The organism is Gluconacetobacter azotocaptans, from assembly GCF_014174355.1.
Lineage (GTDB): Bacteria > Pseudomonadota > Alphaproteobacteria > Acetobacterales > Acetobacteraceae > Gluconacetobacter > Gluconacetobacter azotocaptans.
The window spans coordinates 284,679-304,729 of the sequence record NZ_JABEQF010000004.1 but is presented as its reverse complement, the minus strand read 5'-3'; the positions used below and the strand labels follow the sequence as shown (position 1 = coordinate 304,729).

Here is a 20,051-nt window from a genome sequence, read left to right as displayed (position 1 = left end):
GACAGAGCCAGACCGTTCGTAAAAGGAAAGCGCGCCAGGGCGAAAAATGCCAGGAGGCGAAAAATAAAAGAGAATCAGGCGCTGCGGCTGGCCGCCAGGCGCCACGTCGCACCGCTGACCGCCGCACCGAGCAGATGCTCGAACGTCCACAGGTCCGAGAACTCGGTCACCGAATCGGTGCCGGATACCGGTTGGCCGTCCTTGTCCAGGGTCAGGCTGATCTGGTCGGAGACGATGCGCACATCGATGCGCGCATGGGCGGCGCCGTCGCGCTCCTCGATCGCGGCATCGACGATCGCCAGGCTGGCAATGGCGCGGACCTCGGCCTTCTGGGTTTCGCCCAACTGCTCGCGCGAGCGGATCGCCCCTTCGAACGCCGCCAGCGCGTTGGCGGTCAGGCGCTCACGCAGCATGGCGACGTCGCCGGCGCCGAAGGCCAGGACGATCTGCCGGAACGAGGTCTCGACACCCTTGAGAAACTGGGCCGGCACAAAATCGCGCTCGCGCCGCGCGATCTCGCCCAGCACCTGCCCCACGCGGGTTTCGGGCGCGGGCACGTCATAATCCGTCAGCGGGGCCGGGGCTTCGGCCCGTCCTTCGATCACCGGCCCGGGACGCGGCGCCGGCGCGGGCTGGGGCCGGGGTTCGGCCCCCACGCGCGTTCCCAGGATGCTGCGCAGCCGCAGTGCCAGGAACGCGGCGATCAGGCCGAACAGCACCAGATCGAACGGAAAATGATTGAACGAGAAATCCATCACCAAGCCCATCAGAGGCGACCCGGACAGGCCGGCCCGCAGGTCAGAAGTCGCCCCTACACATAGGCAACGCCCCGGTCGGACACAATGCGGCACCCGGCGTAAACGGGGAATCGGCAAAATCCGCGGGGGTGATCCATCGAGGTTGGCGAACGTCGCCGGGCATGCTACCGCCGGAACCTGCTTTCCGTCTTTTGCGTGCAAGGAAATTCTCGTTCATGTCCGACACGACTCAGCCCCCCACCGACGGCGCACAGGGCGTTCCGCCGGCGTTGCCGCTGACCATCAATCTGCAGTACACCAAGGACCTGTCGTTCGAAGTCCCGGCCGGCGCCGAAATCTTCGCGACGCTGCGCGCGAATCCCCAGATTTCCGTCAATATCGATGTCCAGGCCAACCGCCTGCAGCAGGACCACCCGGTCTTCGAAGTCGTGCTGGCGATCAAGGCCGAGGCCCTGGAAGCCCCCGAGAAGGAAGGCGCCGCCCCGGGCCGCGCCGTGTTCATCGCGGAACTGGCCTATGCCGCCATCGTCACGCTGACGAACGCGCCCGACGAACTGGTCGAGCCGATCCTGCTGGTCGAAGTGCCGCGCCTGATCTTCCCCTATGTCCGCAACATCATCAGCGAAGTCACGCGTGACGGCGGCTTCCCGCCCGTCGTGCTGCAGCCGATTGATTTCGTGGCCCTGTGGCAGGCCAAGCGCAGCAGCTTCCCCCAGACCGCCGGCAACGCCTGATCCGGCCGGACTGATCCGCGGCCGGCACGCCGCGGGTCAGCCCGGGACGATCTGCCGATACTGTCCCAGTCGGGACAGCATCGACCCACTGTCCGGACGGTCGGCGATGTCGATTGCCCGCCATCTCGCCCCGCCCAGGGCCGATGCCGTGGCGGCGGATATCGCAACCGCCCTGACCCCGCCCAGCCTTCCGGCGGCATCCGGCGGCAGGGCCGCCAGAAACTGGCGCGCCGTCTCGGCGGAATAGAACAGGGCAGCTTCCACCGCCCCCTGCGCCAGGGCGTCGAGGATATCGCCCCCCAGCCGTCCGACCGGCTCCACCGTATAGACACATCGGCGACTGACCTGGAATCCCGCCTGCCGCAGGCCCGAGACCAGCACACCGCCATATCCCCGCGCCGTCGCCAGCAGCAGCGAACCGTGCCGCGGGTCCAGTCGCGTGCGGGCCAGGCCCAGCAGCGCCTCGGCCGTTCCGCCGGCCGTGGTGACATCGCCAAATCCAGCTTCGCGCGCACGCCGCGCCGTCGCCTCGCCGACCGCAAGGATCGGCATGTCCGGCGGTATCCGCCCCGGCAGGGCGGCGATCGCCTGACCGCTGGTCAGCAGAACGGCCTGCATCCGGCCGCCCGGCAAGGCAAGCGGACGGATCCCGATCCGCAGCATCGGCGCGGCGTACGGGCGCCATCCCAGGGCCCGCACGGCGGCCAGGGTCTCGCTCAGGCCGGGTTCGGGGCGGGTGACCAGAACGCCGGACCCGACCGGATGGTCACTCGGCAAAAATATCCGACGGGCTGTCGGCCCGCAGGCTGCGCCCCAGTTCACGCCCCAGGTGCTCGGCATCGGCCGGGGCGCCGGTGGCCACGCGACGCAGCAGGAACGACCCGTCCTCCCGCGCCACCAGGCCCGTCAGGCGCAGGGTCGGGTCCTGGCTGGATTCGTCCCACACCAGGCGGGCATAGCCACCGATGGGCGTGCGGCAGGATCCATCCAGTTCGGCCAGCAGCGCGCGCTCGGCCGTGGCCACGGCGCGGGCCTCGTAATCCTCGATCGCCGCCAGCAGTTCGCGCAGTTCCAGATCGCTCTCGCGGACCGTGACGCCGACAATGCCCTGGCCCGCCGCCGGCACCATGATCTCGGGATCCAGAACGATGTCGGCGCGGTCTTCCATGCCCAGGCGACGCAGCCCGGCCAGGGCCAGCAGCGTCGCGTCGCACTGGCGGGCCGCCAGCTTGTCCAGTCGCGTCTGCACATTGCCGCGCAGCAGGCCGAAGCGCAGGTCGGGGCGGACATGCAGCATCTGCGCCTGCCGCCGGACCGAGGCACAGCCAACCAGCGCCCCCTTCGGCAGCGCGGCGAACGGGTCCGCCGCCGTCCCTTTTTCCAGGCCCGGTCCCAGGATCAGCACGTCGCGCGCGTCTTCGCGCCGCAAGGTGCAGGCCAGCACCAGCCCGGGCGGCAGGGTGGTTTCAAGATCCTTCAGGCTGTGCACCGCGAAGTCGATGCGGCCGTCGGACAGCGCGTCGTGAATTTCCTTGGCGAACAGGCCCTTGCCGCCGATCTCGGCCAGTCGGCGGTTCTGGACCTGGTCGCCGGTCGTGTTGATCTGGTGCTCCTGGAACGCCCCCATGTCGCGCAGCACCGGGCAGAACCGGGTCAGCACGGTCAGGAACGCACGCGTCTGCACCAGCGCCAGGGGGGATGCCCGCGTCCCCACCCGCAGCGGCAACTGCCGGCGATGATGGCTTTCAGGGCGCTGTACCCCCTGCTTCTGACGCGCGGCGGCTTCGGCCGCCACCTTCTGCAGGGCGGATGACGGACCAGGGGCGGGAGATCGGGCAAAATCCATGGTCTGTCTCTATTACCGCGACGAGGCGAAGGAAAGATGACATAACGCCCGGCGGAACTGTATTTTATGCAATGATCATGTCCCCCCCGCCCGCCGCCTCCGCCGTACCGACGCCGGTACTGGCCATCGAATCGTCCTGCGACGATACCGCCTGCGCCATCGTCGCGTCCGACGGCACCATCCTGGCCGAGGCCGTGCTGTCGCAATCCGGACATATTCCCTTCGGCGGCGTGGTGCCCGAAATCGCCGCCCGCGCGCATCTGGCCGCCCTTCCGGCGCTGGTGCGCCATACCCTGGACCGCGCCGGCCTGCCGCCGTCCGGGTTGGGCGCCATCGCGGCCAGCACCGGCCCGGGCCTGATCGGCGGGCTGATCGTCGGCGCGGGGGTCGCCAAGGGGTTGGCCGTCGCGCTGGACCGGCCGTTCGTGGCCGTCAACCATATCGAGGCCCATGCCCTGACCGCCCGCCTGCCGGGTCTGGTGCCGGGCGGCGCGCCCTTTCCTTATCTGCTGTTGCTGGTGTCGGGCGGGCACTGCCAGTGCATCGCCGTCGAAGGCGTGGGCCGCTACCGCAAGCTGGGCGGCACGATCGACGACGCGGCGGGCGAGGCCTTCGACAAGGTCGCCAAGATGCTCGGCCTGGGCTGGCCGGGTGGGCCGGCGGTCGAGGTCCTGGCGGCCGAGGGCGATCCGGCGCCCTATCCCCTGCCCCGCCCGCTGTTCGGCCGGCCGGGATGTGATTTTTCGTTCTCGGGCCTCAAGACGGCGGTGGCGCAGAAACTGGCGCCGTTCGCGGCCGGCGCGCTGCCCCGGGCCGCCGCCGCCGGCATTGCGGCCAGTTTCCAGAATGCCGTGGCCGACATCGTCGCCGACCGCGTCGCCCACGCGCTGGACATGATGCCCCAGGCGACGCTGCTGGTCGCGGCGGGCGGCGTCGCGGCCAATACCCGACTGCGCGCCTGCCTGACCGACCTTGCGGCGTCGCGCGGCCTGCCCTTCGCCGCCCCGCCTCTGCGCCTGTGCACCGACAATGCCGTCATGGTCGCCTGGGCGGCGATCGAGACCCTTCACGAACGGCATGCCCGGGGCCTGCCCCCCGCCGACGATCTGGACCTTCTGCCCCGGCCCCGGTGGCCATTGGAACAGATGGCCGAACGGTTTCCCACGACCGCCCTGCCGGGCTAGACCCACGGCATGAACTACCGCCACGCCTATCACGCCGGCAATTTCGCCGACTGCATGAAGCATGTGCTGCTGGTCCTGCTGGTGCAGGCCCTGCGCCGCAAGCCCGCGCCCTTTTCGATTTTGGACACCCATGCCGGAATCGGGCGCTACGATCTGAGCGGCGATTCGGCCTCGCGCACCGGCGAATGGCGCTCGGGAATCGGGCGCCTGCTGGACAGCGCCACGACGCCGGATGGGCCGCTTGCGCCTTATCTGAATCTGGTCCGCCAGGCCGGGGCGCCGGCGTTCTATCCCGGGTCGCCGCAGATCGCCGCCATGATGCTACGCCCGCAGGACCGTCTGGTCTGCTGCGAACTCCACCCCGAGGACAGCCGGACACTGCGCGCCCTCTTTGCAGGCAACAGCCAGGTTTCGGTCCATGCCCGCGACGGTTATGCCGCGCTGGGCGCCCTTCTGCCCCCGCGCGACGCGCGGCGCGGGCTGGTGCTGATCGACCCGCCGTTCGAGCAGCCCGACGAATTTCAGCGCCTGGCGGCGGGAATCGTCACCGCGCGCCGCCGATTCGCCAACGGGACCGTCGCGGCCTGGTACCCGATCAAGCACCGTGCCCCGGTTCGGGCGTTTCACGATTCGCTGCGCGATTCGGGGCTGCGGGACATCATCGCGGTGGATTTGACCCTGCGCCCCCCCCTGGACCCGTCGCGCCTGAACGGCTGCGGGATGCTGGTGGCGGGCCCGCCCTTCGGCTTCGCCGAACAGGCCCTTCCGGCCATGCGTGCCCTGACCCACCTGTCGCCTGACGGAACGGGCGAAGCCGCCATCACCCGGATCGTCGAGGAATAGGATCATGATCGTTTCGCGCATCGCCGTCATCGGCGCCGGGGCCTGGGGCATCGCGCTGGCGACGCAGGCCGCCCGCGCCGGAGCGCAGGTTCACCTGTGGGCCAGGCGGCCCGAAACCCTGACCGCCGAACGCACCCTGCCGCGCCTGCCCACGGCCGTGCTGCCGGCCTCGGTCACGGTGACGTCGGCCATGCCCGCCCAGGCGGACGCCGTGCTGCTGGCGGTGCCGATGCAGCACCTGCGCGCGGTGCTGGCCCACGTGCCTCCGGCCGGTCCGATGGTCGCCTGTTGCAAGGGGGTGGAACGCGACAGCCTGGCCCTGCCGCTCGACATCATTGCCGACGCCCATCCCGACCTGCCGCGCGCCGTGCTGTCCGGCCCCAATTTCGCGCACGAGGTCGCACAGGGCCTGCCGACCGCCGCCGTGCTGGCCTGCGACGACGGGGGACTGGCGCGTCGTCTGGCCGACCATCTGACCACCCCGACCTTCCGCCTCTATGCCAGTGACGACACGATCGGCGTGCAGATCGGCGGGGCGGCCAAGAACGTGATCGCCATCGCCGCCGGCGCCACCATCGGCGCCGGCCTGGGCGAAAACGCGCGGGCGTCGCTGATGACCCGGGGCCTGGCGGAACTGGGCCGCCTGGCCGAGGGGCTGGGCGGGCGCATGGCTACGCTGTCGGGGCTGGCGGGCGTCGGCGACCTGATCCTGACGTGCACCGGCCCGTCCTCGCGCAATTTCAGCCTGGGCCTGGCGCTGGGACGCGGCGAAACGCTGGACTCGATCCTGGGGCAGCGCACCACGGTGGCCGAGGGCGTGGCCACCGCACCGGCGATCCTGGCGCTGGCCCGCGCGCATGACATCGCCGTGCCGGTGATCGAAACGATGTCCCTGCTGCTGGCGGGCGACATCGACCTGCCGGCGGCGCGGGACAGGCTGCTCAACCGGCCCGTGGGAACGGAATAGGCGCGTCCCTACAGGATGAACATGCCGGCGATGGTGGCGCTCATGAAATTCGACAGGGACCCCGCCAGCACCGCGCGCAGGCCCATGGACGCGATTTCGGCCCGTCGTTCCGGCGCGACGCTGCCGAACCCCGCGATCAGGATCCCCACCGACGACAGGTTGGAAAACCCGCACAACGCGAACGAGGCGATCGCCAGTGACCGCGCGTCCAGCGTCGCCTGGTGGAAATGCGGGGCGAGCGAGAGGTAGGCGACGAATTCGTTGAAGACCAGCTTCTGGCCCATGATCGCGCCGACGACGCCGCATTCATGCCACGGCACCCCGATCAGCCACGCCAGCGGCGCGAACAGGACGCCGAACAGGCGTTCCAGCGACAGTCCGGCAATCCCCAGCCAGTCGCCCAGCCCATGGATCATGCCGTTGGCCAGCGCGATCAGCCCGATGAAGGCGATCAGCATGCTGCCGACCGCCACCGCCACCGTGACGCCGCTGGCCGAGCCGACGGCGATGGCCTCGAACACGTTCACCGGATGCTCGTGACCGAAGGCGAGGTCGAGGCGCGTGACCCGCGTGTCCTCGCGGGTGGGCATGATGATCTTGGCGAACAGCAGGCCGCCCGGAATGGCCATGACGGACGCGGCCAGCAGATAGTCCATCGGCACGCCCAGCCCCGCATAGCCCGCCAGCACCGATCCCGCGACCGAGGCCGTGCCGCTGGACATCACCGCGAACAGTTCGGCGCGGGTCAGCAGCGGGACATAGGGCCGCAGGGCCACCGGCATCTCGCTCTGGCCCAGGAAGATGGTCGTGACGGCGGAAAACGACTCGATCGTCGAGGTCCCCAGCACGCGCCGCACCACACCGCCCAGGAACGCCGCCAGGCGCTGCATGACCCGATAGTAATACAGAATGGCGATAAGCGCCGAGATGTAGATGATCTGCGGCAGGATCCGCAGCGCGAAGATGAATCCGTTGCCGGGGAACAACGTGTTCATCCGGTCGTCGACCAGGCCGCCGAACAGGAAGGCCGTCCCCTGCGTGCCGTATCCCAGCACGGTGTTCACCAGGGTGGACACGGCGTGCAGCGCCTGCCGCCCGACCGGGACGAACAACACCAGCCCGCCCAGCGCCACCTGCATCGCGACCGCCGCCGCAACCACCCGGATACGTATCTCCCGCCGGTCGGTCGACAGGGCGAACGCCAGGCCGATCAGGACCGCAATACCCAGAACTCCCCGAAGGACGGCCATTCTACCCCTGCCAATACAATTCCGTAACGACACTGTGCGTTGCGGATTACGCTGTCCAGACCGTCCGTGAACAGGTGGGCACGCGGGGGAAACTGCTCTAGGCTTTCCTTACGAAAGATGACGAGAGACAGAATCGGTTCCATGACGACCGCATACGACTTCACCCTTCCGGCCCTGGATGGCGGCACGATCGACCTTGGCGGCCTGCGCGGCAAGCCGGTCCTGATCGTGAACACCGCGTCGAAATGCGGCTTCACCCCGCAATTCGAGGGCCTGCAGGCGCTGTGGTCGTTCTATCGCGGCAATGACCTGACCATCGTGGGCGTGCCGTCCAACGATTTCGGCCAGCAGGAACCCGGCACGGCCGAGCAGATCGCCACCTTCTGCAGCCGCAATTACAACGTCACCTTTCCCATGGCGGCACGCAGCCATGTCAAAGGCGACGGCTGCCTGCCGCTGTTCCGGTGGATCGCCCAGGAAGGCGGCTTCCTGTCGCGGCCGCGCTGGAATTTCTACAAATACCTGATCGGCCGCGACGGGCACCTGGCCGACTGGTTCGTCAGCACGACGTCGCCCGAATCGCGCCGCATGCGGCTGGCGATCGAACGCACGATCCTGGATCACTGAATCCCGGATCGCCGCGCCAAACGCCCGCGCCCCGCGCGTGGCGATTGCGTCCGGCCCGCGCCCATAGGACAGTGCATCGCCCGCCCGGCCACCCATGGCCGGCGCGTCATGCCGCCCGGAGGTCCCCCCCTTGCTCAGAGGTTTTCTTACCGTCGGCGGCTGGACGATGCTCAGCCGCGTGCTGGGCCTGGTGCGCGACCAGCTTCTTGCTGCGTTCCTGGGGGCCGGACCGGTGCAGGACGCCTATCAGATCGCCTTTCGCCTGCCGAACATGTTCCGCCGCCTGTTCGGCGAGGGGGCGCTGAACGCGGCGTTCGTGCCGCTGTTCTCGGCCACCCTGACCGCCGAGGGCGAGGAACCCGCCCGTCGCTTCGCCAGCGAGACGCTCAGCGTCCTTCTGGCCTGGCTGACCCTGATCGCCGTGGTGGGCGAGATCTTCATGCCGCTGGTCCTGCGCGTCATCGCGCCGGGATTTTCGCATGAGGGCACCCGCTATGCCATGGCCCTGACCCTCAGCCGCATCACCTTTCCCTATCTGGTGCTGATCTGCGGGGCGGCGCTCGTCTCGGGCGTGCTGAACGGGTTGCACCGTTTCGGGGTCGCGGCGGCGGCCTATGTGACGTTCAACGTCATCGGCATCGCCGCGATCTTCGTGCTGACGCCCCTGACCGGGGACGTGGCCGAGGCCTCGGCCTGGGGCATCACGGCCTCGGGCGTCGTGCAGTTCGGGTTGTTGCTGGCGGCCACCCGCCGGGCGGGATTCCGCCTGACGCTGGTGCCCCCGCATCTCAGCGCGCGTATCCGCATCCTGATCGGGCGCATGGCCATCGGCTGCCTGGGCAGCGGAATCACCCAGATCAACCTGATGGTCGATACGATGATCGGCACCCTGCTGCCCCCCGGCAGCGTGTCGCTGATGTATTTCGCCGACCGCGTGAACCAGCTTCCGCTGGGGGTGCTGGGGGCCGCCGCCGGGACCACGTTGCTGCCGGTGCTGACCCGCCACGTCACGGCGGATGACGCCGACAGCGCCCACGCGACGCAGAACCGCGCGATCGAATACGCCCTGATCCTGACCCTGCCGTCGGCGCTGGCGCTGGTGGTGCTGGCCGAACCGATCATGGCCACCCTGTTCGGCCATGGCGCATTCACGGCGCGGGATGCCGCGCTGTCGGCGCAGTCGCTGCGCGCCTATGCCGTGGGGCTGCCGGCCTTCGTGCTGGTCAAGGTTCTGTCCCCCGGCTTTTTCGCGCGCGGCGACACCGCGACGCCGGTGCGGATCGGCATGGCGACGCTGCTGCTGAACTTCGGGCTGAACCTGGCCCTGATGCGGCCGCTTGCCCATATGGGCCCACCGCTGGCCAGCAGCATCGCCGCGACCGTCAACGTGCTGCTGCTGGTGGTGCTGCTGTCGCGCCGGGGTGCCCTTCGGGTGGGCGGCCCCACCCTGTCCCGCGTCGCGCGGATGGGCGTCGCGGCAGTGGGCATGGTGGCGGTGCTGGCGGCGCTGGACATGACGCCGCTGGGGCGCCTTTCCATCCAGCCGGGCGGGCAGCGCATCGCGTGCCTGGGGCTTCTGGTCGTGGCCGGCATGGCGGCGTACGGGGTGGGGCTTCAGGCCCTGGGGGTCATCGACCACCGGGCCGTCGTCGCCGCCGTGCGGGCACGGCTGGCCCGCCGGCGGCGACCGGCCTGACCGATCAGGCGGGCTTGCGGAAGCGCAGGGTCATCCGGTCGCTTTCGCCGATCGCATCGTATTTCGCGTGGTCGAAGGCCGGATCGGGCTGGCCGCCGGCGGAACTGGCGCGGGTCGGCGGCAGGGTCCAGACGCCGAACGGATGTTTCTTGTCGTCGCGCGGGTTGGCGTTGATCTCGGACGACGCCTCCAGCCGCAGTCCGGCATGGGCCGCCGCCTGCACCACCGTTGCCATGGCGACATAGCCGCTGGCGGCCCCGGCCTCCTGCGGGACGGGGTCGGCGCGATGTTCCTCCACCGCCAGGATTCCGCCCGGCTTCAGGGCCATGGCCACCCCGCCCATCGCATGGTCCAGATACCCGCCGCCGATCCAGTTATGAATTTCCCGCGCCGTCAGGATCAGATCGACGCTGGCCGGAGCGGCCAGCGCCCCCGAATCCGGGCCGAAGGCCACGTCGCGGATATGGCCGTACCGCGCCACATCGCCGAACTGCCCGTCGAATCGCGTCCGCCCGGCCCCCATGTCGCCCAGGCCGGCGATGTACGTCCCCCCGGTGCGTGCGGCATAGGGGGCAAGAATCCGCGTCCAGTATCCAGCCCCCGGTTGCAGGTCGATGATGGTCATTCCGGGCCGCAGCCCCCAGAATCGCAGCGACGCATAAGGATGCCGCCAGCGGTCGCGCGCCCGGTCCGCTGCCGGCCGGCTCGGCGAAGCGATGATCCCACGCAGCATCAGCGCATCGCCACCCGACGCGGCGCGCGCCACCAGCGACGGCGCCGTCGCCGCCAGCGCCGTCCAACCCAGTAACGACCGCCGGCCACATGATCCCGTCATCGCTCAACCGTCCTTTTTTGTTTTCCGACCGTTCCCGGGCCGCCCGCCCCACAGGATGCACGGGATCGCCGGCCGTGCCACCCATGAAATCCGGATCGGATACGGTTCGATTCGTGGCTGGCACATCGGGCGCACGCCCTGTACACAGAACCTCATGACGCTTCCCTCGCCGGACGGCGCCACCCCGGCAATGGCGCAATGGTTTTCCCTCAAGGCCGAACATCCCGAAGCCCTGCTGTTCTTCCGCATGGGCGATTTCTACGAGCTGTTCTTCTCGGACGCCGAGGCCGCGTCGGCGGCGCTCGACATCTCGCTGACGACGCGCGGCACGCATGGCGACATGCCGATTCCGATGTGCGGCGTGCCCGTGGGCGCCGCGTCGGCCTATCTGGCGCGGCTGATCCGGCGCGGCTTCCGCGTGGCGGTGGCCGAACAGACCGAACCGCCGCGCAAGCCGGGCAAGGGCGTGCCCAAGGGGCCGCTGGCCCGCGCGGTGGTGCGCCTGGTCACCCCCGGCACCCTGACCGAGGATGAACTGCTGGAGGCCGGGCGGCAGAACCTGCTGGTGGCGGTCGCCCCCCAGGTCGGCCGCGCCACGGCCGCGCGTGGCTGGGGCGTGGCCTGGATCGATATTTCCACCGGCACGTTCGAAACCGCGCATGTCGCGCCCGACGGGTTGATGGCCCTGCTGGGCCGCCTGGACCCGGCCGAAATCCTGACCAGCGGCGAGGTCGATCTGGGCGACTTCGCCGCTCGCCGCGCCCCCGACATGCTGGCGCCGCAGGCCGCCACCGCCCGCCGCCGCATGGCCGAGACGTTCAACGCCGCCAGCCTGGACGCCTTCGGCACCTTTTCCGACGAGGAAGCGGTCGCCGGGTCCATGGCGCTGGAGTACATCCGGCGCAGCCAGGCCGGGCAGATGCCCCGCCTGGCGCGGCCCCGCCCCCATGACGACGGCGGCACCCTGGGGCTGGACCCGGCGACGCGCGCCAGCCTGGACCTGCTGCGCACCCGCGAGGGCGGCAGCGAACATACGTTGTTCGCCAGTGTCGGCCGTACCGTCACCGCGCCGGGCAACCGCCTGCTGGCCGAATGGATCGCGGCCCCGCTGACCCGGCCCGATGCGATCGCGGCCCGGCAGGACGGCTGGTCGTGGATGCTGGAGGAAGGCGGCGTGCGCGCCACCCTGCGCCAGGCCCTGCGCGGCACGCCCGACATCGCCCGCGCCCTGGGGCGGCTGTCGCTGGGGCGCGGCCTGCCGCGCGACGCGGCGGCGATCCGCGACGGCCTGGCCACCGGGCGGCGGATCGCCCGCCTGCTGTCCGACGGACGGACGCCGCCCCCGCCGCTGCTGGCCGGGCTGCTCCGCCACCTGGGCGAGGCCACGGCGCTGGAAGCCCGGCTGGCGCAGGCCCTGGCCGCCGACCTGCCTGCCCGGCTGGAGGACGGCGGGGTCATCGCCACCGGGTTCGACCCGGAACTGGACGCCGAGCGGTCCTTGCGCGACGACAGCCGCCGGGTCATCGCCGGGCTGCAGAACGACTATGCCCAGAAATTCGGCCTGGCCAGCCTCAAGATCCGCCATCACGCGCAACTGGGCTATGTCGTCGAGGTTCCGGCGGCGGCGGCGGGCCGCCTGCGCGAACGGACGGACCTGATCCTGCGCCAGGGCACCGCAAGTGCGTCGCGCTTTTCCACCGAGGAACTGGTCAGCCTGGACCGCCGGATCGCCGAGGCCGCCGAACGCGCCGCCGCGCGCGAACGGCTGGTGTTCGCCACCCTGGTCCGCGACATCCTGGACGAAGCCGCCCTGCCCCCGATCGCCGAGGCCCTGGCCCTGCTCGATGTCCTGCAATCCTGCGCCGACCTGGCGGCCGGGGGGATGTGGTGCCGGCCCGAGGTCGGCGACGATGCCTCCTTCGTGCTGGAGTCCTGCCGCCATCCGGTGGTCGAAGCCGCCCTGCCCCGCAGCGAGCGCTTCACGCCCAACAACTGCTCGCTCGACCCGGCGCGGCGGGTGATGTTGCTGACCGGCCCCAACATGGCCGGCAAATCGACCTTCCTGCGCCAGAATGCGCTGGCGGTCATCCTGGCGCAGGCCGGTCTGCCGGTGCCGGCCAAATCGGCGCGGATCGGCATCGTCGACCGCCTGTTCTCGCGCGTGGGCGCGTCGGACGACCTGGCACGGGGCCGCTCCACCTTCATGGTGGAAATGACCGAGACCGCCGCCATCCTGAACCAGGCAGGCCCGCGATCCCTGGTGGTGGTGGACGAGATCGGGCGCGGCACCGCAACCCTGGACGGCCTGGCCATCGCGTGGTCCGTGCTGGAAGCCATGCATTCCACATTGCGCTGCCGTTCCATTTTCGCAACGCACTTCCACGAACTGGCGGAACTGGCCGAAAGCCTGCCCCGCCTGTCGCCCCATACGATGAGCGTGCGGGAATGGAAGGGCCAGGTCGTCTTCCAGCACGAGGTCGTGCCGGGCTCGGCGCGGCGCAGCTGGGGCGTGCATGTCGCGCGGCTGGCCGGCGTGCCCGAGCCCGTTGTCCGCCGTGCCGCGCGGCTGCTGGCGGTGCTGGAAAAGGAACGCGCGACCGGCGCGCGGCCCCTGCCGCTGTTCGCGCCCACGGACGGTGACGATGGCCGGAACGCCGTTGCCGGATCCGAGCAGGACCTGCCCCAGCCCGTTCGCGACATGCTGGCCAGCCTGGACCCGGACGCGCTGACACCGCGCACCGCGCTGGATGCGGTCTACGCGCTCAAGAAACTGATGCTTGAAGAATCCGGGCATCTGGACCACGGATAATAGAGAGTCGGACATCCGTCCGACCGCAAGCCTGTGCAGGACACCGATCAGCCCGCGATGTCGATCCCGTCTTCCCCGTCCCTGTCCGTCAGGGATCTGACCCAAAGCCTCGCGACCGCCCTCCGCCCCGCGGATGGACAGGCCCCCCTGTCGCGCGAGGAGGCGATCGCCCTGTTTCGCCGTCATCTTGCCCGCTTCCAGGGCGCGGTGCGTGAGGAATTCGAGGCCGATCGCCTGCGTGGCGCCAACGCCGCCAAGCAACTGGCGCTGCATACCGACGGCATGATCCGCACGCTGGTCGATTTCGCGCTGGACCACGCCCTGGCCGATTCGGTCGGCCCGGCGGCCCGCACGCTGGCGGTCGCCGCGACCGGCGGGTACGGGCGCGGCATGCTGGCGCCGTTCAGCGATATCGACCTGCTGTTCCTCACGCCCGACGACCCTTCGGCCGATGTCAGCCGCGTGGTGGAATATATCCTGTATTTCCTGTGGGACCTGGGGCTGAAGGTCGGCCACGCCACGCGGTCGATCCCGCAATGCATCGCCGAGGCCGAGGCCGACACCACCGTCCGCACCACCCTGCTGGACGCCCGCCTGCTGGCCGGCGACAAATCGCTGTTCGCGATGTTCGAGGCCCGCTACATCGTCGCCTGCGTCGAGGCCGGGGCCGCGCGCTTCATCGCCGACAAGCGCCAGGAACGCACGGCCCGCCACCATCGCTTCGGCGACAGCCCGTACCTGGTCGAACCCAACGTCAAGGAAGGCCGCGGCGGCCTGCGCGACCTGCAGACGCTGTACTGGATGTGCCGCTATACGTTCGGCACCCGCCATGTTTCGGACCTGCTGGCCCCCGGCTTCAGCAAGCTGGGCCTGCTGACCGAACAGGAAGCCAAGCGCGCCCGGCGGTCGTGGAATTTCCTGTGGAGCGTGCGGCTGCATCTTCACTACATCTCGGGCCGGGCCGAGGAACGCCTGACCTTCGACGTGCAGCCGGTGGTGGGCGCCCGCATGGGCTATACCCGCCACGGGCGACAGGTCGGCGTCGAACGGTTCATGCGGCATTATTTCCTGACGGTGCGCGAGGTCATGCGCCTGACGCATGTGCTGGAACCGGCCGTGCTGCGCCAGGCGCTTGGCCCGTCGGCCAATGCGCCGCAGGCGGACAGCGCGATGCGCGATGCCGGCTTCACCGTGCTGGACGGGCAGATCCTGCCCGAACGCGGGACGTCCTTCGACGCCGAGCCGATCCAGATGATGCGGCTGCTGGAATGGGCACGCACGCGCAAGCTGCCGATCCATCCCATGGCCATGCACCAGATGATCCGCTGGGAACGCCGTGCGGCCAGCCTGCGCGGGGACGCCGAGGCGTCGCGCATCTTCCTGGAACTGCTGTGCGGCGCCCCGCCCGAACGCGCGCCCCGCATCGCCCACGCGCCCGATGGCGAGCACCCGCTGGCCGACGAGGCCCCCAGCTTCCACGCCACGGCGCAGGACCGCCGCCAGGGCAATGCCTACTGGCTGCATATCCTGAACGAAACCGGGATCATGGGGCGGCTGCTGCCCGACTGGTCGCGGATCGTGGGCCAGATGCAGTTCGACACCTATCACGTCTTCACCGTCGACGAGCATACGATCGAGGCCATCAGGATCCTGGGCCGGATCGAGCACGGGGCGATGGCCGACGAGATCCCGCAGGCCTACGACCTGGCGCGCAACCTGCAATCGCGCCGCGCCCTGTACATGGCGGTGCTGCTGCACGACATCGCCAAGGGACGCGGCGGCGATCATTCCGAACTGGGGTCGGAAATCGCGCTGGAAGTCTGCCCCGAACTGGGCCTGACCGGCGAGGAGACCGAGACCGTATCGTGGCTGGTGCTGCATCACCTGCTGCTGAGCCATACCGCCTTCCAGCGCGATATCGACGACCCCAAGACCATTCTGGACCTGGCCGACACCATCCAGTCGCCCGAGCGGCTGCGCCTGCTGCTGCTGCTGACCATCGTGGACATGCGCGCGGTCAGCCCGCGCGTGTGGAACGCCTGGAAGGCCACCCTGCTGCACGAACTGTACATGCGCGTGGCCGAGGTCCTGGAAGGCGGCCTGGCCACCACCGAACGCGACGTGCGCGTGGCGCGGGCCAAGGATGCCGCCGCCGACATGCTGGACGAAAGCGGGTTCACCCGCGAACAGGCCGAGCATTTCCTCGGCCTGGGCTATGGCAGCTACTGGCTGTCCTTCGATCAGGACACCCACGCCCGCCATGCCCGCCTGATCCGCGAGTCCGAGGCCCGCAACGCACCGCTGACGATCGAAACCCAGCCCCTGCCCGCGCGCGGCGTAACCGAGGTGACGATCTACACCGCCGACCATCCCGGCCTGTTCTCGCGCATCGCGGGCGCGCTGGCGATCGCCGGGGCGTCCATCGTCGATGCGCGGATTCACACGCTGATCAGCGGCATGGCCCTGGACACGTTCTGGATCCAGGATGCCGGCGGCGAGGCGTTCGAGGAACCGCATCAGCTGGTCCGGTTGTCCACCCTGGTCGAACAGGCGCTGTCCGGCCGCGTCGATATCGGCAAGGAAATCGTCTGCAACGGGCGGTCGCGCTACGGGCGGCGGATGCGCGCCATCCATGTGCCGCCGCGCGTGGTGATCGACAACCGGGCGTCGAATACCTACACGGTCATCGAGATCAACGGCCGCGACCGGCCCGGACTGCTGCACGACGTGACCAATGCCATCAGCGACCAGAAGTTGCAGATCGCCTCGGCCCACATCACCACCTACGGCGTACGCGCGGTCGACGTGTTCTACGTCAAGGATCTGTTCGGCCTGAAAATCACCGACGAGGGCCGCCTGCATGAAATCCGCGAGGCCCTGCTGGCCGGCCTGCGCCAGGCCGAGGAAGCCGCCCTGGGCGACGTGACCCAGGCGCTGGAAACCATCATCTGAGGCCGTCGCGCCAACGGGCAAGCGCGTCGCGCATCCGGGCGACCGGTTCGTCCCACGCGTGCGCCGGCGGGTCAGGCCGCATCTGCCGAAACTGATGCAGGGACGGGTACCAGCGACTGCCCCGGTTTCCCCAGGGTGACGGCGTGGACAGGTCGAAATATGCCGACCAGCGCCAGTCGCCGCCAAAGCGATTCAGCAGCCAGACCGGCCGCCCCATCGCCCCGGCCAGATGGGCGGTCGCGGTATCGACCGTGATAACCAGATCCAGCCCCGCGATAGTCCGCGCGGTGGCCAGCAGATCGCCCTGCGCCGGACGTTCCAGGGCAAACGGCAGGCCCGCAGCGCCCCCCTCGCCGGAATCGTCATGCTGCAGCGACACGAACGACACGCCTGCGACCTCGCCCAGCGGGGCCAGCATGGCCGGCGAGACCGAGCGCCGACGATCGAAGCGGTAGGACGGATTGCCTGCCCAGCACAGGCCCACCCGCACCACACCGGCCGCCTGCCGCGCACGCGCCATCGTCGGCAGCAGATAGGGCGAGAAGGCCGGCACGTCGGGCATCCCCAGCCGGTCCGGCAGGCTGATCAGCCCGCATCGGGCAACGATGTCAGGGGGCGGCGGCGCGCCGGGCGCCAGCAGGCGGCAGCGCGGCCATAGCGTGCCGTCCGGATCGGGCATGGTCCGCACAAGACGATGCAGGGACTCCGGAATATCGAGCACCAGGCGCGCTCGCCGCGCGGCCTGCGGTAGATAGCGCAGGAACTGGATCGTATCGCCCAACCCCTGTTCGGCGCGCAGCAGGACCGCGCCCGATTCGATGGCCGAGCCGTCCCAGTCGGGGATGTTCCCGCCACGATCGTCCGTGATGGGGATCAACCGCGACCGGGCCTCCAGACACCGCCATCCCTCGGCCCCGGCCCCCCGGGCCAACAACAGCGTGCCAAGATTGAAACGTGCCCGTGCGGCATCCAGATCGGCCCCCGCGTCCGCGCGCGCCAGTACGGCGCGGCATAAATCCTCGGCCTCCCCGGTCCGGGACAGGTCGGCCAGGACGGTCGCCGCGTTGACGGCAATCCGCGAATCCTCCGGGCGCAGGGCGCGCGCCGCCGCCAGGGCCGCGTGGGCTTCGGGCAGATGGCCCAGCGCCATCAGGACCAGGCCCAGATTGTTCTGTGTTTCCGCCACCTCGGGCGCCAGGCGCGCGGCATGCTCCAGCGCCGCGCGGGCGGCATCATGACGGTTCAGCCCGAACAGGGCCGCGCCGTGATTGGCCCAGGCCGCCGGGTCGGCCGGCCGAAGGCGCAGGATGTCGCGATAGACCGGCTCGGCCTCCTCCGCCTGCCCCGCGCCGGCCAGCAGGGCGGCCAGCGCGTCCAGGCTCTCGACCCGGTCGGGCGCCAGGGCGACGGCCTGGCGGGTCAGGGCGATGCCACCCGGCCTGTCCCCGCCCCGGGTCCGCAATTGGGCCAGTTCCAGCATCGGGGCGGGGTCACGCGGGCGCAGGGCGACGGCGCGGCGCAGGCTGACCTCGGCTTCGGCCCGCGCTCCCTGGGCTTCCAGCACGCCGGCCAGCGCGGCATGGGCGCGCGGATCACGGGGTTCGCGCAGCGTCGCGACGCTCAGGGCCGCGCGCGCTTCCTCCAGATGGCCCTGTTCATGAAGGGCGCGGCCCAGGGTGATGTGAAAATGCGCGGCCGGCAGCGCGGCGATCGCCTTGCCGGCCAGTCCGATAGCCAGGTCCGGCCGACCGGCGGCGCGGGCGGCGCAGGCCATTCCATGCAGGGCATCGGGGTCGCCGGGCGTGCGCGTCAGGACGTCGCGGAAATGCTCCAGCGCCCCGTCCCGGTCGCCCGCTTCCAGGCGGGCTAGCCCCAGGGCCACCAGATCGTCCCCCTGATGACGCTTGTCCTGCGGCATGACGCTCCTCCTCCGGTTGCACGCCTGCCGCGCCATCGCACAGACTGCCGCACGCCACACGGCCACCCGCGCCGTGACGAACACGCCGGAGACCAGACCATGCCCCAGCAGGCTTATACGGACCTCGAAACCCATTTTGCGCGCATCGGACGAATCCGCAACGCACTGGGCATCCTCGGCTGGGACAAGGACGTGATGATGCCGTCCGGGGCCGCCGACGGCCGGGCCGAAAGCATCGCAACCCTCAGCGTCCTGTGCCACGAATTGATGACCTCACCGGTCATGGGCGACCTGCTGGCCCGTGCCGAAGCCCCGGCCGGGTCGTGGCAGGAGGCCAATCTGCGGGAAATGCAGCGAGCCTACATCCATGCGACTGCCGTGCCATCCGACCTGGTCGAGGCCTCGTCCCGGGCCACCTCGCGCTGCGAGATGGCGTGGCGGACCGCGCGGCGGGACAGCGATTTCGCAAGCCTGCTGCCCCTGCTGACCGAGGTGCTGGAACGCACCCGCGACATCGCGGCGGCAAAGGGCGCTGCCCTGGGCCTCTCGGCCTATGACGCGCTGCTGGACCAGTTCGACCCGGGCACGCGCCGCACCGACATCGACCCGGTCTTCGCCGAACTGCGGCGCGACCTGCCCGGCCTGATCGACGCGGCCCTGGCGCATCAGGACCGCCGGCCTGCCCCCTTGCCGCTGGCGGGGTCGTTCCCCGTGGCCCGGCAGGAGGGATTGGGCCGGACAATGATGACGGCGCTGGGATTCGACATGTCGCGCGGGCGGCTGGATGTCAGCATCCATCCGTTCTGCGGCGGGGCCGAGGACGATGTGCGCATCACCACCCGATATGAACAGGGCGATTTTCTCAACGCTGTCATGGGGGTCGTGCACGAAACCGGCCATGCGCTGTACGAGCAGGGCCTGCCGCCGGAGTGGCGGGCGCAGCCGGTGGGACAGGCCCGTGGCATGAGCCTGCATGAAAGCCAGTCTCTGCTGATGGAAATGCAGGTCGCCCGCTCGCGCCCCTTCATGAACTGGGCGGCGCCCCTGTTGCGCCGGACATTCGATGTGGCGGACGACGACCCGGCCTGGAGCGCCGAAAATTTCTATCGCACCGTCACCCGCGTCCGCCCCGGCTTCATCCGCGTCGACGCGGACGAGGTCACATACCCCGCCCACGTCCTGGTCCGGTACGATCTGGAAACGGCGCTGATCGACGGACGCCTGGCGCTGCGCGACCTGCCGGATGCCTTCAACGCCGGGATCAAGGCGCTGCTGGGCCTGACGGTGCCCAGCGACCGGCTGGGCTGCCTGCAGGATATCCACTGGCCGTCGGGGTCGTGGGGGTATTTTCCGACCTACACCATGGGCGCGATCCAGGCCGCGCAACTGCGTGCGGCGGCGTTCCGCGACGATCCGGCGATCCCCGATGCGATCGGCCGGGGCGATTTCGCCCCGCTGCTGGCCTGGCTGCGCCCGCGCATCCACGCGCAGGGCAGCCGCTTGTCCACCCCCGACATCATCCGTGCCGCGACGGGGGCGCCGCCTTCGACCGACGCCTACCGCGCGCATCTGCGCGACCGCTATTGCGGCCCGGAATAGGGATGGCGGCCATTCGCCGGCCGGATGTTGCCT

The 20,051-nt window shown here is 70.2% G+C and carries 15 protein-coding genes; 9 read left to right on the top strand and 6 right to left on the bottom strand.

Annotation, left to right across the window (positions count from 1 at the left end; genetic code table 11):
• Positions 1-74: 74 nt before the first annotated feature.
• The gene (locus HLH34_RS07275) at positions 75-755 is read right to left on the bottom strand and encodes a Tim44/TimA family putative adaptor protein (RefSeq protein ID WP_183119020.1); all 681 of its coding nucleotides are present in this window, start codon (positions 753-755) and stop codon (positions 75-77) included.
• Positions 756-973: 218 nt separating this feature from the next.
• Between HLH34_RS07275 and secB the strand changes: the two genes are divergently transcribed.
• Positions 974-1,492, top strand: coding sequence for a protein-export chaperone SecB (secB, locus tag HLH34_RS07270; protein ID WP_182940387.1), 519 nt, complete (start codon positions 974-976; stop codon positions 1,490-1,492).
• Positions 1,493-1,528: 36 nt separating this feature from the next.
• On the opposite strand, the gene HLH34_RS07265 is transcribed toward secB, so the two are convergent.
• Positions 1,529-2,269 carry a uroporphyrinogen-III synthase gene (locus tag HLH34_RS07265; protein ID WP_244959729.1) on the bottom strand — a complete coding sequence of 247 codons (741 nt, stop codon included), beginning with the start codon at positions 2,267-2,269 and terminating at the stop codon, positions 1,529-1,531.
• The gene (gene hemC, locus HLH34_RS07260) at positions 2,259-3,338 is read right to left on the bottom strand and encodes a hydroxymethylbilane synthase (protein ID WP_183118920.1); all 1,080 of its coding nucleotides are present in this window, start codon (positions 3,336-3,338) and stop codon (positions 2,259-2,261) included. Before hemC ends, HLH34_RS07265 begins: the two co-directional genes overlap by 11 nt.
• Before the next feature lie 71 nt (positions 3,339-3,409).
• On the opposite strand from hemC, the gene tsaD reads away from it, so the two are divergent.
• The 3 genes from tsaD to HLH34_RS07245 are packed head-to-tail and all read left to right on the top strand — an operon-like array spanning position 3,410 to position 6,332.
• Positions 3,410-4,522, top strand: coding sequence for a tRNA (adenosine(37)-N6)-threonylcarbamoyltransferase complex transferase subunit TsaD (gene tsaD / locus HLH34_RS07255; RefSeq protein WP_373318685.1), 1,113 nt, complete (start codon positions 3,410-3,412; stop codon positions 4,520-4,522).
• 9 nt (positions 4,523-4,531) lie between these two features.
• On the top strand, positions 4,532-5,365 hold the full coding sequence (locus tag HLH34_RS07250) for a 23S rRNA (adenine(2030)-N(6))-methyltransferase RlmJ (RefSeq protein ID WP_183118918.1): 834 nt from the start codon (positions 4,532-4,534) through the stop codon (positions 5,363-5,365).
• Positions 5,366-5,369: 4 nt separating this feature from the next.
• Positions 5,370-6,332: an NAD(P)H-dependent glycerol-3-phosphate dehydrogenase gene (locus tag HLH34_RS07245; RefSeq protein WP_183118917.1), complete on the top strand. Its 963-nt coding sequence runs from the start codon at positions 5,370-5,372 to the stop codon at positions 6,330-6,332.
• An 8-nt stretch (positions 6,333-6,340) separates the two neighbouring features.
• Here HLH34_RS07245 and HLH34_RS07240 read toward each other — a convergent pair whose 3' ends face one another.
• Positions 6,341-7,582, bottom strand: coding sequence for a NupC/NupG family nucleoside CNT transporter (locus HLH34_RS07240; RefSeq protein WP_183118916.1), 1,242 nt, complete (start codon positions 7,580-7,582; stop codon positions 6,341-6,343).
• Between the two features lie 141 nt (positions 7,583-7,723).
• Here HLH34_RS07240 and HLH34_RS07235 point away from each other — a divergent pair, with 141 nt between their 5' ends.
• Both HLH34_RS07235 and murJ read left to right on the top strand, forming a co-directional pair.
• The gene (locus tag HLH34_RS07235) at positions 7,724-8,209 is read left to right on the top strand and encodes a glutathione peroxidase (RefSeq protein WP_183118915.1); all 486 of its coding nucleotides are present in this window, start codon (positions 7,724-7,726) and stop codon (positions 8,207-8,209) included.
• Positions 8,210-8,339: 130 nt separating this feature from the next.
• On the top strand, positions 8,340-9,905 hold the full coding sequence (gene murJ, locus HLH34_RS07230) for a murein biosynthesis integral membrane protein MurJ (RefSeq protein ID WP_183118914.1): 1,566 nt from the start codon (positions 8,340-8,342) through the stop codon (positions 9,903-9,905).
• Between the two features lie 4 nt (positions 9,906-9,909).
• Here murJ and HLH34_RS07225 read toward each other — a convergent pair whose 3' ends face one another.
• Positions 9,910-10,740, bottom strand: coding sequence for a class I SAM-dependent methyltransferase (locus tag HLH34_RS07225; protein WP_183118913.1), 831 nt, complete (start codon positions 10,738-10,740; stop codon positions 9,910-9,912).
• Between the two features lie 154 nt (positions 10,741-10,894).
• Between HLH34_RS07225 and mutS the strand changes: the two genes are divergently transcribed.
• Together mutS and HLH34_RS07215 are read left to right on the top strand one after the other, a co-directional pair.
• Positions 10,895-13,549: a DNA mismatch repair protein MutS gene (gene mutS / locus HLH34_RS07220; RefSeq protein ID WP_183118912.1), complete on the top strand. Its 2,655-nt coding sequence runs from the start codon at positions 10,895-10,897 to the stop codon at positions 13,547-13,549.
• Between the two features lie 57 nt (positions 13,550-13,606).
• Positions 13,607-16,501: a [protein-PII] uridylyltransferase gene (locus tag HLH34_RS07215; protein ID WP_183119019.1), complete on the top strand. Its 2,895-nt coding sequence runs from the start codon at positions 13,607-13,609 to the stop codon at positions 16,499-16,501.
• Here the strand turns inward: HLH34_RS07215 and HLH34_RS07210 are convergent.
• Positions 16,494-18,554 (bottom strand): tetratricopeptide repeat protein, encoded by a 2,061-nt coding sequence (locus HLH34_RS07210; protein ID WP_244959727.1) that lies wholly within the window; start codon positions 18,552-18,554, stop codon positions 16,494-16,496. The genes HLH34_RS07215 and HLH34_RS07210 overlap by 8 nt on opposite strands.
• Between HLH34_RS07210 and HLH34_RS07205 the strand changes: the two genes are divergently transcribed.
• Positions 18,519-20,018: a carboxypeptidase M32 gene (locus HLH34_RS07205; protein WP_183118911.1), complete on the top strand. Its 1,500-nt coding sequence runs from the start codon at positions 18,519-18,521 to the stop codon at positions 20,016-20,018. The two genes, HLH34_RS07210 and HLH34_RS07205, sit on opposite strands and share 36 nt — an antisense overlap.
• Positions 20,019-20,051 lie beyond the last annotated feature (33 nt).

Coding starts and splice junctions, on each gene's coding strand:
- HLH34_RS07275 (WP_183119020.1), bottom strand. CDS start 755: ATGGATTTCTCGTTCAATCATTTTCCGTTCGATCTGGTGCTGTTCGGC.
- secB (WP_182940387.1), top strand. CDS start 974: ATGTCCGACACGACTCAGCCCCCCACCGACGGCGCACAGGGCGTTCCG.
- hemC (WP_183118920.1), bottom strand. CDS start 3,338: ATGGATTTTGCCCGATCTCCCGCCCCTGGTCCGTCATCCGCCCTGCAG.
- tsaD (WP_373318685.1), top strand. CDS start 3,410: ATGATCATGTCCCCCCCGCCCGCCGCCTCCGCCGTACCGACGCCGGTA.
- HLH34_RS07250 (WP_183118918.1), top strand. CDS start 4,532: ATGAACTACCGCCACGCCTATCACGCCGGCAATTTCGCCGACTGCATG.
- HLH34_RS07245 (WP_183118917.1), top strand. CDS start 5,370: ATGATCGTTTCGCGCATCGCCGTCATCGGCGCCGGGGCCTGGGGCATC.
- HLH34_RS07240 (WP_183118916.1), bottom strand. CDS start 7,582: ATGGCCGTCCTTCGGGGAGTTCTGGGTATTGCGGTCCTGATCGGCCTG.
- HLH34_RS07235 (WP_183118915.1), top strand. CDS start 7,724: ATGACGACCGCATACGACTTCACCCTTCCGGCCCTGGATGGCGGCACG.
- HLH34_RS07225 (WP_183118913.1), bottom strand. CDS start 10,740: ATGACGGGATCATGTGGCCGGCGGTCGTTACTGGGTTGGACGGCGCTG.
- mutS (WP_183118912.1), top strand. CDS start 10,895: ATGACGCTTCCCTCGCCGGACGGCGCCACCCCGGCAATGGCGCAATGG.
- HLH34_RS07215 (WP_183119019.1), top strand. CDS start 13,607: ATGTCGATCCCGTCTTCCCCGTCCCTGTCCGTCAGGGATCTGACCCAA.
- HLH34_RS07205 (WP_183118911.1), top strand. CDS start 18,519: ATGCCCCAGCAGGCTTATACGGACCTCGAAACCCATTTTGCGCGCATC.
- HLH34_RS07210 (WP_244959727.1), bottom strand. CDS start 18,554: ATGGGTTTCGAGGTCCGTATAAGCCTGCTGGGGCATGGTCTGGTCTCC.